The 13,341-nt window shown below is 60.1% G+C and carries 14 protein-coding genes; 7 read left to right on the top strand and 7 right to left on the bottom strand.

What is annotated here, in order from left to right; genetic code table 11:
- Window positions 1–105: 105 nt before the first annotated feature.
- The 3 genes from V8J81_RS02575 to V8J81_RS02565 form a co-directional block, all read right to left on the bottom strand.
- Complete coding sequence (locus V8J81_RS02575; RefSeq protein ID WP_368474191.1) at window positions 106–312, bottom strand: hypothetical protein; 207 nt, start codon at window positions 310–312, stop codon at window positions 106–108.
- A gap of 4 nt (window positions 313–316) precedes the next feature.
- Complete coding sequence (locus V8J81_RS02570) at window positions 317–820, bottom strand: type III secretion system chaperone family protein (RefSeq protein ID WP_368474190.1); 504 nt, start codon at window positions 818–820, stop codon at window positions 317–319.
- A gap of 304 nt (window positions 821–1,124) precedes the next feature.
- Window positions 1,125–1,373, bottom strand: coding sequence for an accessory factor UbiK family protein (locus V8J81_RS02565; RefSeq protein ID WP_368474189.1), 249 nt, complete (start codon window positions 1,371–1,373; stop codon window positions 1,125–1,127).
- 120 nt (window positions 1,374–1,493) lie between these two features.
- On the opposite strand from V8J81_RS02565, the gene lgt reads away from it, so the two are divergent.
- The 4 genes from lgt to V8J81_RS02545 all read left to right on the top strand — a co-directional run bounded on the left by lgt (window position 1,494) and on the right by V8J81_RS02545 (window position 4,598).
- The gene (lgt, locus tag V8J81_RS02560) at window positions 1,494–2,402 is read left to right on the top strand and encodes a prolipoprotein diacylglyceryl transferase (RefSeq protein ID WP_368474188.1); all 909 of its coding nucleotides are present in this window, start codon (window positions 1,494–1,496) and stop codon (window positions 2,400–2,402) included.
- A complete protein-coding gene (locus V8J81_RS02555) occupies window positions 2,392–3,438 on the top strand; it encodes a class I SAM-dependent methyltransferase (RefSeq protein WP_368474187.1) in 1,047 nt (348 codons plus the stop codon). Before lgt ends, V8J81_RS02555 begins: the two co-directional genes overlap by 11 nt.
- Before the next feature lie 2 nt (window positions 3,439–3,440).
- Complete coding sequence (pgeF, locus tag V8J81_RS02550; protein WP_368477582.1) at window positions 3,441–4,205, top strand: peptidoglycan editing factor PgeF; 765 nt, start codon at window positions 3,441–3,443, stop codon at window positions 4,203–4,205.
- Window positions 4,206–4,466: 261 nt separating this feature from the next.
- Window positions 4,467–4,598, top strand: a complete 132-nt coding sequence (locus tag V8J81_RS02545; protein ID WP_368474186.1) for a hypothetical protein — start codon at window positions 4,467–4,469, stop codon at window positions 4,596–4,598.
- A 115-nt stretch (window positions 4,599–4,713) separates the two neighbouring features.
- Here the strand turns inward: V8J81_RS02545 and V8J81_RS02540 are convergent, their stop codons facing one another.
- Together V8J81_RS02540 and V8J81_RS02535 are read right to left on the bottom strand one after the other, a co-directional pair.
- The gene (locus V8J81_RS02540) at window positions 4,714–6,723 is read right to left on the bottom strand and encodes a tetratricopeptide repeat-containing sulfotransferase family protein (RefSeq protein ID WP_368474185.1); all 2,010 of its coding nucleotides are present in this window, start codon (window positions 6,721–6,723) and stop codon (window positions 4,714–4,716) included.
- 4 nt (window positions 6,724–6,727) lie between these two features.
- Window positions 6,728–7,228, bottom strand: a complete 501-nt coding sequence (locus V8J81_RS02535) for an Lrp/AsnC family transcriptional regulator (RefSeq protein WP_368474184.1) — start codon at window positions 7,226–7,228, stop codon at window positions 6,728–6,730.
- 226 nt (window positions 7,229–7,454) lie between these two features.
- On the opposite strand from V8J81_RS02535, the gene trxB reads away from it, so the two are divergent.
- Window positions 7,455–8,450: a thioredoxin-disulfide reductase gene (gene trxB / locus V8J81_RS02530; protein WP_368474183.1), complete on the top strand. Its 996-nt coding sequence runs from the start codon at window positions 7,455–7,457 to the stop codon at window positions 8,448–8,450.
- Window positions 8,451–8,581: 131 nt separating this feature from the next.
- On the top strand, window positions 8,582–9,292 hold the full coding sequence (locus V8J81_RS02525) for a hypothetical protein (RefSeq protein ID WP_368474182.1): 711 nt from the start codon (window positions 8,582–8,584) through the stop codon (window positions 9,290–9,292).
- A 13-nt stretch (window positions 9,293–9,305) separates the two neighbouring features.
- Here V8J81_RS02525 and V8J81_RS02520 read toward each other — a convergent pair whose 3' ends face one another.
- Entirely contained in the window at window positions 9,306–10,361 is a 1,056-nt protein-coding gene (locus tag V8J81_RS02520) for a hypothetical protein (protein ID WP_368474181.1), read from the bottom strand.
- 221 nt (window positions 10,362–10,582) lie between these two features.
- Between V8J81_RS02520 and V8J81_RS02515 the strand changes: the two genes are divergently transcribed.
- Window positions 10,583–12,637, top strand: coding sequence for a bifunctional sulfate adenylyltransferase/adenylylsulfate kinase (locus V8J81_RS02515; RefSeq protein WP_368474180.1), 2,055 nt, complete (start codon window positions 10,583–10,585; stop codon window positions 12,635–12,637).
- A gap of 154 nt (window positions 12,638–12,791) precedes the next feature.
- Here V8J81_RS02515 and V8J81_RS02510 read toward each other — a convergent pair whose 3' ends face one another.
- Window positions 12,792–13,337 carry a hypothetical protein gene (locus tag V8J81_RS02510; RefSeq protein WP_368474179.1) on the bottom strand — a complete coding sequence of 182 codons (546 nt, stop codon included), beginning with the start codon at window positions 13,335–13,337 and terminating at the stop codon, window positions 12,792–12,794.
- Window positions 13,338–13,341 lie beyond the last annotated feature (4 nt).

Below are 13,341 nucleotides of genomic sequence, written 5' to 3'. Positions count from 1 at the left end.
GACACGGATGCAACACTCTGTGACATGCCTGTGCTACTAAGAACGCGAAAGGGCCGCGCCAAGCGCGACCCTTTTTGCCTGTATGAAAGGTCGTTGCCCCTCGGTTTATCTCAGACGTTTGATCGCCCATCCGATTGCGAGGCCAAGAGCGGCCCCGCCCGCCATCCAAGTGTAGGTTTGCGAAACACCCCGCCCGGTTCGGGTCAGCATGTCCGGCAACGTCTCGGGACTTGTGTAGCTGAGTACAATAACAACCAGCGTTCCCAGAAACAGCACCGCACCGACCGCCACCAGAAGGGAGAGGCCGTTCATCGCCTCAGGCCCGCCCGTAGCCTTCGGAAATCGCCACATCCATCGCCTCTTCGGGCGTTTTGTCCGACCACATGGCCAGTTGGAATGCAGGATAGTAACGCTCGGCCGCGAGCACGGCGGTTTCCACCATGCACGCGATTTGATCGGGGGAGGCCAGTTGATCGCCCGCCAGCACAAGGCCGTAGCGGTAGACCATGAGTTTTTGCGCGGCCCAGTAGGTGAACGCGCCCGCCCAACAGCGATCGTTTACGAGGTTGAGCGCCTCGTAAAGTTTGTTCATCGTTTCCTGCGGCGGTTCCATCTCGAATGTGCAGATCATCCGCAGGGTTTCATCGTAGGACGACCAGGCGAGTGTGATCGAGTATGTGCGCCATTGCCCCTCGATCGCCATGGCGATCTGATCGTCGGCGATGCGGTCGAAATCCCACTCGTGATGGGCGGCCAGCGTCTCGACAATATCGATCGGGTGCAGCTCTTCGATGTCGAAGTATTCTTCTGTGTGCGACATGGTCCCAGTCCTGGTTGGCAGCCAGCGGGGCCTTGGTGGTTCAATCCCAAGACGCCCACAAAAGCTGGGTGTCTTTCCTAGGAATGGGCTGCTCGGCCTCAGTTCCTACGAAATATGGTGCGGTCTTGGGGAGTCGCTGTAAAGAACTATTTTTGCGGTGCAAATGGGGGTGATGGGCATTTCCATGAGTTGCCCACAACATATAGGGGTTATGCCAAAACGCCCCACAAGGGAGAGTCACTTACCCACAAAAAAGCCGCCAAAACTTTTTTGGCGGCTTGTGCATTGTCAGTAAAATCGGGCTTCAGTCGCCGGATTTTTCCTCCAGCGCGGCGATACGGGCCTTGAGCGCTTCGTTCTCTTCACGGGCCTTTTGTGCCATCGCGCGGACGGCGTCGAACTCCTCCCGGGTGACAAGGTTCCGGTTTGCCAGCCAGCGGTCCATCATGGAATTCATGGCCGTTTCGGCCTCATCCTTTGCACCTTGAGCCACGCCCATGGCGTTGGTCATCAACTGGCTGAGATCATCCATGATCTTGTTACGGGTCTGCATCGGCTGCACTCCTGTTCATGTTGTGATGCATATGGGCAGGCGCGGGCCTTTGATCAAGGTTGACTTCGTCGCACCAGCGCCCCAACCACGGGGAAAATCCCGCGCATCGAGGCCCACCCTTTGTTCGCCATCCCGTTTCCACCGCTATCGCCAGAGCTGTTTTCGATAGAGATCGGCAGCTTCAGCTTCGCCCTGCGCTGGTATGCGCTGGCCTACCTTTTCGGCCTTGGCCTGGGCTGGTGGGTGATCTGGAAAGCGATGGCACGTCCCGCTTTGTGGCCAAATGATACGCCGCCCCTTCGCCCCGATCAGGTTGAGGGCTTGCTGACGGCTGTGGTGCTTGGCGTCATCCTCGGCGGGCGGATTGGCTATGTGCTGTTCTACCAGCCGGGCATTTATGCAAGCGATCCGCTGGCCGCGCTGCGTATCTGGGAGGGCGGGATGTCGTTCCACGGCGGCCTCGCAGGAGTCGCGATTGCGGGTTACATCTTTTGCAGGCGCACCGGTGCGCCGCCGCTTCAGATCGCCGATGCGATGTCGATGGTGATCGGGATTGGCCTGCTGCTGGGGCGCTTGGCGAACTTCGTGAATGCTGAGCTTTGGGGCCGCCCCTCGGACGCGCCTTGGGCGTTCATCTTTCCCGGTGCTGCGGCGCAAGACTGCGATGGGCCGGTTGGCATCACAGACTATCTGGGTGCGACGGTCTGCGCGCGGCACCCGTCGCAGCTTTACGAGGCGCTGCTAGAAGGCCTGTTCATGGGCGCGCTTCTTTTGATATTGGCGTGGCGCGCCGGATGGCTGAAGCGTCCCGGTGCGCTGACCGGCATGTTCTTCGTGATCTACGGGGCCTCGCGCTTTTTCGTGGAATTCTTTCGCCAGCCGGACGCACAGTTTGCCGGGCCGGACAATCCGATTGGTTTCGCGCTGACATTGTCGCCCGAGGTTGGCCTGACCATGGGACAGATCCTGACAATCCCGATGCTGCTACTTGGCACCTTCTTTGTCTTGCGGGCACGGCGTGTCGCTTAAGAAGCGGTTGATCGCCCGCATTGCGCGGCTGGGGCCGATGTCGGTAGCCGACTACATGGCCGAATGCCTGCACGACCCGGAATTCGGGTACTACGCGACGCGCGACCCTTTCGGCCAATCCGGCGATTTCATTACCGCGCCTGAGATCAGCCAGATGTTTGGGGAGCTTCTTGGGTTGTGGATGGCGCAGGTCTGGATGGATCAGGGGCAGCCAAGGGGCGTGTTGGCCGAACTTGGGCCTGGGCGCGGGACTTTGATGACCGACGTTCTCCGCGCCACACGGGCTGTGCCCGGCTTTCACGGTGCACTTCAGGTCCATCTGGTTGAGGCGTCGCCGGCGCTGCGCGCTGCGCAGGCTGAGGCTGTGCCGGGTGCCGTATTTCACGACAGCGTGGCGGATTTACCCGAAGGCCCGCTTTTCCTAATCGCAAACGAGTTCTTCGATGCCCTGCCGATCCGGCAATTCCAGATGAACGATGCGGGAGATTGGCAGGAACGGCAGATCGGCACCTCGGACGACGCGTTGATCTGGGGCCTTGCACCGCCTGCCCCATTGTCGGTTCGGGAGGGGTTCGCTCCTGGCATGATCGTGGAGACCTGTGCGCCGGGTGAGGCCATCACGGAAGAGGTCGGGAGGCGCATCAATGCGCATGGGGGCGCTGCGTTGATCGTGGACTACGGAGACATCAACAGCACCGGCGATACGTTTCAGGCGCTGTCCGGGCATGCATTTGCAGATCCCCTCGATGCACCGGGACAAGCCGACTTGACAGCGCACGTGGCGTTCGGGCCATTGGCTCGCGCCGCGCATACCCGGGCAAGCCCCGTTGTGCCGCAGGGCGTGTTTCTCGAACGCCTTGGGATCACGGCTCGGGCGCAGGCGTTGGCCGAAGGCCTCAGCGGTGCCGCGCTGGACGCACATGTCGCAGCGCACAGGCGGTTGACGCATCCCGATGAAATGGGGACGCTGTTCAAGGTTATGGCACTGACCCCTGAGGACGCGCCGTCGCCCCCTGCCGTGGAGCCTGCCCCGTGACAATGACCGCAACGCGCTTGGACCCCGTGACATCTCCACTCCTGGACGGAGTGAAACATGGGTTCTTCACGCGGGTCGGCGGGGCCTCGACGGGGATCTTCGCGGGCCTGAACTGCGGTGGTGGGTCGAGCGATCAGGCTGAAGTTGTGGCCATGAACCGGGCCCGTGTCGCCGCTGAAATGGAGGTTGCGCCAGCGGCCTTGGTTGGCGTGCATCAAATCCATTCCTCCGATGTTGTGGTTGTCGAAGGCCCGACAGATGCGCGGCCCAAGGCGGATGCTGTGGTGACGGCGGTGCCCGGTGTAGCGCTTGGGGTGTTGACTGCGGATTGCCAGCCCGTGCTATTCGCGGACCCACAAGCCGGGGTCGTCGGGGCCGCCCATGCTGGATGGCGTGGGGCGCTGGACGGCGTGCTGGAAGCGACGATCGACGCGATGGAGGGATTGGGAGCAGATCGTGGTCGTACCCATGCCGTGATCGGGCCGTCAATCAGCCAGCGCGCCTATGAGGTGGGGCAAGAATTTCTCGAACGCTTCATGGACGAAGACCCGAACCACAGCCGTTTCTTCGTGAATGGTGCGGAAGGGAAATATCAGTTCGACCTGACGGGCTTTGGCTTGTCGCGCCTGCGGGCAGCAGGTGTGGCGGAGGCAGAATGGACCGGTCACTGCACTTATTCCGACCCGGCACGCTTCTATTCCTATCGTCGCGCCACCCATCAGGGAGAGGCCGACTATGGGCGCCTGATCTCTGCGATTCGACTTTGAACGCACGCAAGCGCTCCGATTGATGCGAAATTGGACACAATCGGGGCAAGACGCGCCCCGGCTTGGGCACAATTCATATCGAGTTTTCTGCAAAAGCCTGTGAAACAAGCCCATCGCAGTCGGTACCTTGCCCAAAAATGGCCCAGAAGATTTACCGCGCCTTAGCGTTTTTGCCGCAAGACTGCCCGAAAGCCCCGGCATCTTGGTGCCAATCGAGAACAACGCCCCATCAACGCGGGCATGGCACGAAGGACGAGGCAAATGAAAACGCAACGCTGGATGAAAACAGTCCTGAACGAAGCAAAAAAAGAGCAAATTGAAATGCCGTGGTCGCGCAAGGTACGCGCAGCCCGGCGCGCGGAGAAACCGCGTCAGCTCATGGCCGCTGAATAGAGCGGAAGACCCCGGAAAAAGACCCCGAGGACCCCATTTCAGAACGCTTGCAAAGGCGGCCAGAACGGCCGCCTTTAGTTCGTCTGGTCAATCGAGAAACAGTTATGGGGCGCCCTCAATCCAGGGTGACCGGCTCTTCCAGGGCCTTAATCAGCGGGCCAAGCGCATCCGCGTGGCGTTCCCATCCTGCAACAGCGGCGCGACCAATCGGTTCACGGGCCTGTGCGAAACTGAGTGTTTGAATACGACGGTCGCTGTTTTGCGGTGCAAGGCAGGCGGGATCCCACGGCAAATCCACGGCCTGCAGAAGCGCGCGGATTTGCACCTCGGGCTCAGCAGTAAGTGCCTCATAAGAAATCCTGTGAACACGGTCAGGTAAGGCGTTGTGCCAATACTCGGAAATCGCGTCGTGTAGGCGGATGTAGCGCCCCATCGCCGTCAGATCGTAGGCATAGCGGTGCAGTCCATTCGGGAACCGATTGCGATAAAGGGAAAATCCAACATCCCGCGGGTCTCGTGTAACGTGAACGATGCGAGCGCCCGGCAGCGCCCTAACTGCATGGCCCATGCGCGAGAAGGTTGAGATCGCCTTGTCAACGATGACGGGTGGCTGACCTGAGCAGCGTGCAGCCAATGTCAGATATCTTTCACCCGCGTTGCGAAGCATTTCAGGCTCGGCCCGCCCCTCGCGGCGCAGTAGATCCATGGTGGGGGTGAGGGCTTGGCCCAGAAAGGCCATCTCTCCCCCGGCGCCGACCTGCGGATGCGAAGCGAGAATGGTTTCCACTAGCGTGGTGCCCGAACGCGGCAAACCGGTCACGAAAATCACGGGGGCTGTGGGACCATCTTGTGCCACCGGATCAAGGGCCGTCCAATCGGTGACAAGCGCCTTTGCTGCGGCGATGTCTGCATCAAGTCCATATGGAAACGCCTTTGCCATCAACCTGTTGGCGCGATGGAGATGGTCCATAACCTTATCATGCTGGCCTAGGTCTGCTGCGCACTTGGCCGCCGCAAACAACAGGCCCGCGCGGTCGCCAGCCGCAACATGGGGTGCGGCCAGAGCCTGCTCCAAACGGCCAACCAATGGCGCATTGGGCATGACCTTTCGTCCATTGGAGAGAGCGCGAAAAGCCTCTCCATGTGTTGCGTCGTGTTGCAGTGCCGCGTCCAGATCGGCCTCTGCCCCAGCGATATCGCCCGCCGATTGGCGCAATTGCGCGCGATGCGTGAGGATAAGTGCATTGGGCGCGTGATTGGCGGCTTCGTCGATCATGGACTCAGCCGTCGCGATGTCGCCTGCTGCTTCGGCCAACATCGCCACACGCCGGGTCGTTGCGATGCGCGGCGCGCCCGCTGCAATGGCACGTTCCAGAGCTTGCGCCGCCTCGTTACCCCGCGAGGCTGCCGCAGAACTCAAGGCCAACTCCACCTGCCAAGCCCTGTCCTTCGCGGGAGCTTCAGCCAGAAGGTCTGCTGCACCATCCGGCTGCGCCGTCTCACGCAGCATTTGGGCGCGGATCAAAGTGGCCTCTGGTGGCAGGCCTTCGGTGGACAAAAGCATCTCCACCCGCGCAATCTGGCCAGCCGCAAGTGCCGCGCGCGCCAGGGCCATCCGCGCGCCCATATGGGACGGATCGCGGGCGTGGGCCGCTTCCAGTGCCGGCACCGCAGCGGCCCCTTCGCGGATCAGTCCAAGCGTATAGACAGGCCAAAACGCCTGTGGTGCTGCCTTCGTAAGGCGCACGGCCTCCACCTCTGCGGCGGTGTCATCGCCATTTCGCCAGAGCTTTTGCGCCTTTGCCATATCCTTCTCGGACCCAACGACAATGCCGGCTTTGTGCGCCTGCGCCTCCAGCTTCGTGCGCGCCTTTCCAAACAGAACCGAATGCAGACCTTGCCAGATTGCAGGCTCTTTGGGTTTCAATTGCAAGGCCTTGCGAAACAGCGCCTCCGCCACGGCAGGCTGATCAGACAGACAGCGCGCCTTTTGAAAGAGAACCTCAGGAATGTCAGATTTGAGCGCAAGAATACGATCATAGACCACCAAAGCCTCAGCAACGCGGCCAGCTTGCTGATGCGCCAAACCGTCCCGGTAAAGCGCGGTAAGATCTACAGCGGGCACGGGTTCAAGCCGTTTGTGCGAGGCGATCTTCCATCACATCAAACGGCACGCCGGGCGTGTCCTTCGCGCCCCGGATCACCAGTGACGTCCGGACCGAGGCGACGTTCGGCGCGGATGTCAGCTCAGCCGTCAGGAAGGATTGGAATGACGAGAGGTCCGGCGCGACGCATTTCAGGATGAAATCAATCTCGCCGTTCAGCATGTGGCATTCGCGGACCAGCGGCCAGGCATTGCAGCGTTCCTCAAACGCGACCAGATCGGCTTCGGCCTGGCTTACAAGGCCGACCATGGCGAAGACCTGCACCTCGAACCCCAATTGGCGCGCGTCGACCTCCGCGTGGTAGCCCTTGATAAAGCCTGCCTCTTCCAAAGTGCGCACGCGGCGCAAGCAAGGAGGTGCTGAGATGCCAACGCGTTTGGCGAGTTCCACATTTGTCATCCGCCCGTCTTCCTGCAATTCGGCAAGGATCTTGCGGTCGATGGGGTCGAGTTTCGCGCTTTGCATATTGGGCCGTGCTCCGTAGCGGTTATTTTCAGATGAACCGCATTTTGCGTCTGTTGCGCAACTTTATTTCACACGCGCGCAAGAAATGGAATAGGTGACATGTGAAACGAATTACAAAACCTGCGCCTTCCAATTGGCTCGCGGAACCGTGCATCGGTGGGGCTTTCATCCCTTCATCGCCGCGCGTATATCCACTTGAACGGATGCTGCCCGGGGGACCTCTGCTATGACCGACACACGCCATACCCGCCTTTTGATCATCGGCTCTGGGCCCGCTGGCTACACTGCCGGTGTCTATGCCAGCCGCGCCATGTTGGAGCCGATCCTTGTGCAAGGCATCCAGCCAGGTGGTCAGTTGACCATCACCACAGATGTGGAGAACTGGCCCGGCGACAATTCGGTCATGGGGCCCGATCTGATGGTCCGCATGGAAGCCCATGCAAAGGAGATGGGGACCGAGATTATCGGCGACCATATCAATTCCCTCGACCTCAGCGCCCGCCCATTCACGGCAATGGGCGACAGCGGCACCACCTACACTGCAGACGCGGTGGTTTTGGCAACGGGCGCTCAGGCGAAATGGCTTGGTCTGCCCAGTGAAGAGCATTTCAAAGGCTTCGGCGTCAGCGCCTGCGCAACCTGCGACGGGTTCTTCTATCGCGGGCAGGAGATCGTCGTTGTGGGTGGCGGCAACACGGCAGTGGAAGAAGCGCTCTTTCTGACGAATTTCGCCTCCAAGGTCACGCTGATCCATCGCCGCGACAGCCTGAGGGCCGAGAAGATCATGCAGGACCGCCTGTTCAAGAACCCCAAGGTCGAAGTGCTATGGAACCACGAGGTTGAAGAGGTCGTGGGCGCGCACGAGCCGCGCGGGGTCGAAGGCATTCGCGCCAAACATGTGGAGACTGGCGAGATTACCGAAATCCCTTGCAAGGGGTTCTTCGTGGCCATCGGCCACGCTCCGGCGACCGAGTTGGTCAAAGATCAGCTTGAGATGCACAATGGCGGCTATGTCAAAGTGCAGGCGGGCACGACAAAGACATCCATTCCCGGTGTGTTCGCAGCGGGCGACCTGACCGACCATGTCTATCGCCAGGCAGTGACTAGCGCCGGCATGGGATGCATGGCGGCCTTGGATGCGGAGAAATTCCTTGCCGAAATGGAGGGCGAGGAAACCGCTGATGCGGGCGCCTACGCCGCCCCCGTGGACGCGGCCGAATAAGGCCGTAAGAAATGGCGCTTTTGCGCCTGCCACATTCTTTTCACAGAAATCAGCCGATTGTCTCCGCAATTGCGCCGCTTTACGTAACGATAACCTTAACTCAGCACGCGAACACCAAGTGGAGTTGAGTTATGGGTATCCAGAGTTTTCTGGCATCTGAAGACGGCGCCGTCGCCGTGGATTGGGTCGTTCTGACGGGCGGCCTTGTGGGCCTTGGGCTCGCCACTGCTTCGGTCGTCTCAAGCGGGGTGGAAAATCTATCCACCGATGTCGCGAACTCCCTAGCCAACCTGCAAATCTCAACTACCTTTGGTTTCGTCGCAGCAACGGCAGCGATGACGCAGACGTCGCTTTGGGATACGCCCGGCCAGACCTCCACCGAATTTGCGAATGTTGACCAGCTGTCGTTCTCCACCGAGGTAACCTTCGGTGCAGGAGATGAAGGCATCATCTTTGAAGCGGGCGGCACGGGTCGCGGCTTTATCATGTATCAGCATGACGGCACGCTTTACTTGCAGGCCGGAACTGGCAACGGATTTGGCGAAACGGCCTCCCGTGGTGAGGCCGCTTGGCAAGTCACCGAAGGGACGCACACCATCGAAGGCTCAATGAACGCGGATGGCGGTCTGGCCCTATATGTGAACGGTGATCTGGTTGACCAATCCTCGTTCACCGCACCAAGCCTTGCCGGCGGCAATGCCGGTACGATCGCTGGCGGCACGACAAGTGTTGCCCGCAATCGCGGTGGCTTTGACCGGACCGATCCCGGTCATCCCGGTGTGACCGAAGTGCAGTTCTTCGAGGATCAGACGACCGGCGACGAACTCACCCCGATAAGCTAAGTCGCCAGGCGCCTCACGCCAATCTGAGCCGCTTGGCGATACGGCCAATCCTGCTTTGCCCGGTTGGGTGGTCCCGCAAACTGCGCACGGCATCAGCGATGGCCAAAGAATCCGTGTACAGGTGATTTGCAGGAAGACCAGCTTTCTCTGCGAGCCAGTCGAGGCTTTCCAGCAAAATATCCTCAAAATCTGCATCTTGCCTGATGGAACGCTCATCCGCTTCAGGCGGGACTTCACTGATCGCCCACCCCATCCGGTCCGAGGCCCATGTCCGCGTCGCCTCCGCCATCTCAGCCATATCCGTCAAACAAGCCGGGTGCAGCCGAAACGGCTGCCCTCCAAGCTTTGCAAGACGATGCAGAATGCGTCCATCGTGCGGGTGACGGGCCGGATTGTGCCGTCGAAACAGCGCCAAAAGGCGGGTGCCCTCGCCCCCAAGACTGACATTTGCATTGCCTGAACGTTCGACAAGCGGGCCGAGTGCCAAGACTTCCGCGAAGTGTTGAACCACCGATCCTTCCGCGAAAGTGTCTGGCACGAACGGGAAAAGGCGCACATTGCCGTGGCCCAGAGCGTGATCCCAAATTGAAATGTCCGCAGGTATAGGGCGTTGGGCGCGCCGGATGACGTCGGCCAGAGGCCCGTAACCTGTCTTGTAGAACTGTTGGGTGTAAGATGTGACGAAGGAATAGGGCGGACGTATATATGCGATAGCCGTGATTTTCCGCGTGTGTGCTGAGAGATGTGCTAGCAGATTGGCGATGGCTGCCGGCGGAAGCCGCACCATGACTTCAGCGGAAAGGATCGCGCGGGGTGTTCGCACCGACGCAAGCATGTTGTCCAGATGAGCGCGCGCCGCGTCCGACGTTTGCACACCGCGCGGCCCGGGATGGGTACCGACAGGTGAGATCCCGCCATGGGCGCGCAGGATCACCGGGTTGGCAGAGTGCGGTGGATTCAAGTCCAGATAAGTCCAATCTGCCCCACCGCGAGCCGAATTCAACGCGCGTTGTATGGAGGTCGTGCCCGTCTTGGGCATCCCGATATGCAGGATCAGCTCTTCGAACATATGACCCGAAATGGTCGATGGACGTTAAGAAATCGTGCGAGATCACCCGAAAACGCCCTCAAAGCCTCCGGACTTGAGGCAAATTCGCCACGAATTTTTGCGGATGTTCTCAAATTGAAAACAAATCGTTCAGAGTTGAACAAACATCTTCCCAATGTAACGAGCTTCGCATATGCGTTCACCCATGAACAAACCGTCGACCACCTTCCGGACCCTTTGCGATGTCCATGACTGACACAGACCTGCTGTTCCGCTTGTTGCGCCAGATTGATGTCGCGCCGCAGGCCTCCCAGCGTGCAACGGCGCAGGCGCTTGGCATCAGCCTAGGAGGTCTGAACACGGCTTTGCGTGCGGCCACACAGGATGGATTGGTGCAGATCGTCGACCGCAACAGCACGGACCGCCGTCAGAAAGTTGGCTATGCCCTCACCCAAAAGGGCGCTGCTGAAAAGGCACGCCTTGTTGATGATTTCCTCGCGCGCAAACGCGCTGAATATAACGCGCTCCATGCCGAATTGACCGGCACCGGCGCCACACTCTCTCCCGCAAAAAGGACCGCAACCATGGCCATGCCGCTCCACGCTCCGATCCCGGAACTCTATGTCTCCTATGACAGCGCCCAGAAACTGAAGCTGGAGGCGGCAGAACTTCCCAGCTGGGACCTGACCCCGCGGCAGGTCTGCGACCTGGAATTGTTGATGAACGGCGGCTTCAATCCGCTCAAAGGCTTTATGGGCCGCGAGGATTATGACGGCGTGGTCGAGAATATGCGCACCGCAGATGGCGCTCTGTGGCCCATGCCCATCACGCTGGATGTGTCTGAAGCCTTTGCTGAAACGATTGAAGAGGGGCAGGACATCGCTCTGCGCGATGCGGAAGGTGTAATCCTCGCGATCCTGTCCATCTCGGACAAGTGGTCCCCAGACAAAGCGCGTGAAGCGGAGAAGGTCTACGGCGCTGACGACATAGCGCACCCGGCAGTGAACTACCTGCACAACGTCGCGGGTCCGATCTATCTGGGCGGGGCCATCACCGGCATCCAGCAACCCGTCCACTACGATTTCCGCGCCCGTCGCGACACGCCGAACGAACTACGCGCCTATTTCCGTAAGCTCGGCTGGCGGCGCGTGGTGGCGTTCCAGACGCGCAACCCGCTGCACCGCGCGCACCAGGAGCTAACCTTCCGCGCCGCGAAAGAGGCGCAGGCGAACCTCTTGATCCATCCGGTTGTCGGCATGACCAAGCCCGGCGACGTCGATCATTTCACGCGCGTGCGCTGTTATGAGGCGGTCCTGGACAAGTATCCGGCGGCGACAACGACTATGTCATTGCTGAACCTTGCGATGCGCATGGCCGGACCGCGCGAAGCGGTTTGGCACGGAATCATCCGCAAAAATCACGGCTGTACGCATATGATCGTGGGCCGCGACCATGCGGGGCCGGGCAAGAACTCCGCCGGTGAGGATTTTTACGGCCCCTACGACGCACAAGATTTGTTCCGCGAACATCAGGAGGAAATCGGCATCGAGATGGTCGATTTCAAACACATGGTCTACGTGCAGGAGCGGGCACAGTACGAGCCAGCCGATGAGATCAAGGATAAGGACGATGTCACAATCCTGAACATCTCGGGCACGGAATTGCGCCGCCGTTTGCGGGAAGGTCTGGATATTCCAGAATGGTTCAGCTTCCCTGAAGTGGTGCAGGAGCTTCGCCGCACCTCCCCTCCACGGTCGCAGCAGGGCTTCACCGTGTTCTTCACCGGCCTGTCCGGGTCGGGAAAGTCGACCATCGCGAACGCAATCATGGTCAAGTTGATGGAACAAGGCGGGCGTCCAGTGACCCTGCTCGATGGGGATGTGGTGCGGAAAAACCTGTCGTCAGAACTGGGCTTCTCGAAAGAACACCGCGATCTGAATATTCGGCGTATCGGTTATGTGGCCTCGGAGATCACGAAGAACGGCGGCATCGCCATCTGCGCGCCGATTGCGCCATACACGGCCACGCGCCGTGCGGTTCGTGAAGAGATCGAGCAGTTTGGTGCGTTCGTCGAGATCCATGTCGCCACCTCGATTGAGGAATGCGAACGCCGCGACCGCAAGGGGCTGTATAAGCTGGCGCGTGAGGGGAAGATTAAGGAATTCACCGGTATCTCTGACCCCTATGAGGCCCCGACCGCCGCGGAATTGGTCGTCGACACTGAGGCCGTGGACGTCGATTACTGCGCGCAGCAGGTACTCCTGAAGCTAGAAAGCATGGGCCTGATCGCGGCCTAATCCTTCTCGACATCGAACATCGGCGGGGCCCTGCGCGCCGCCGATGCTTTGCGCAAAAACCGCTCATCTGAATGGGCTTTGGGATGCGAAGCTGAGTAAGCGCAACGTCCGTTTAGGCAAGCAGGGTTTGGTGGGCCGCGTCGTCTGCGCGGAGTCAAAAATCGAAGGCGACGGACAGATTGACCACTCCGACGCCAGCATCTCCCGGCAAGGCCGTCAAACGATATTCCACCGGACGTTGCGTGTCGCGCAATGCGATCGAAGCCGCGACAAGTGGGATGAACCCTTCGATATTCGGGATGCCATAGTCGCGTTCAAGGATCGGGGCGAGCGTGCCGTAATATCCCGTGCCTGCACTGACCCCACCACGCAGGTCGAATGACCCAAGTTCGGCCAAACGAAAAGACACCCCGCCCATGACAAGCGGCGCAACTTCTTCATAGCTATTGTAGAAGATCCCGGCCTCTAGATGGTATTCAACACCATCGCGCGGAGCTTGCCAGCGATGGCCCAGAAGAAGGCCCGGATTAAAGTCGTTGAGGTCGACGCCGATATGAGCCGAGCCGAGAATGACGGCCAGGTAACGGTCCTGCGCCTTCACGGGGCCCAAACCAAGGCCGATCGCGAAGACAAGCGTCGACAGCAGATGTCGTTTCCATGCCGTAAGGTCACGCGCTGCGTCGGAATGCCTCTTCAGCATCGTA

Origin of the sequence: Gymnodinialimonas sp. 202GB13-11, assembly GCF_040932485.1 — a bacterium.
In the GTDB taxonomy this organism is placed as follows: Bacteria; Pseudomonadota; Alphaproteobacteria; order Rhodobacterales; family Rhodobacteraceae; genus Gymnodinialimonas; species Gymnodinialimonas hymeniacidonis.
Note: the sequence above shows the minus strand (reverse complement) of the source record. Positions and strands in the feature narration are given on the sequence as shown.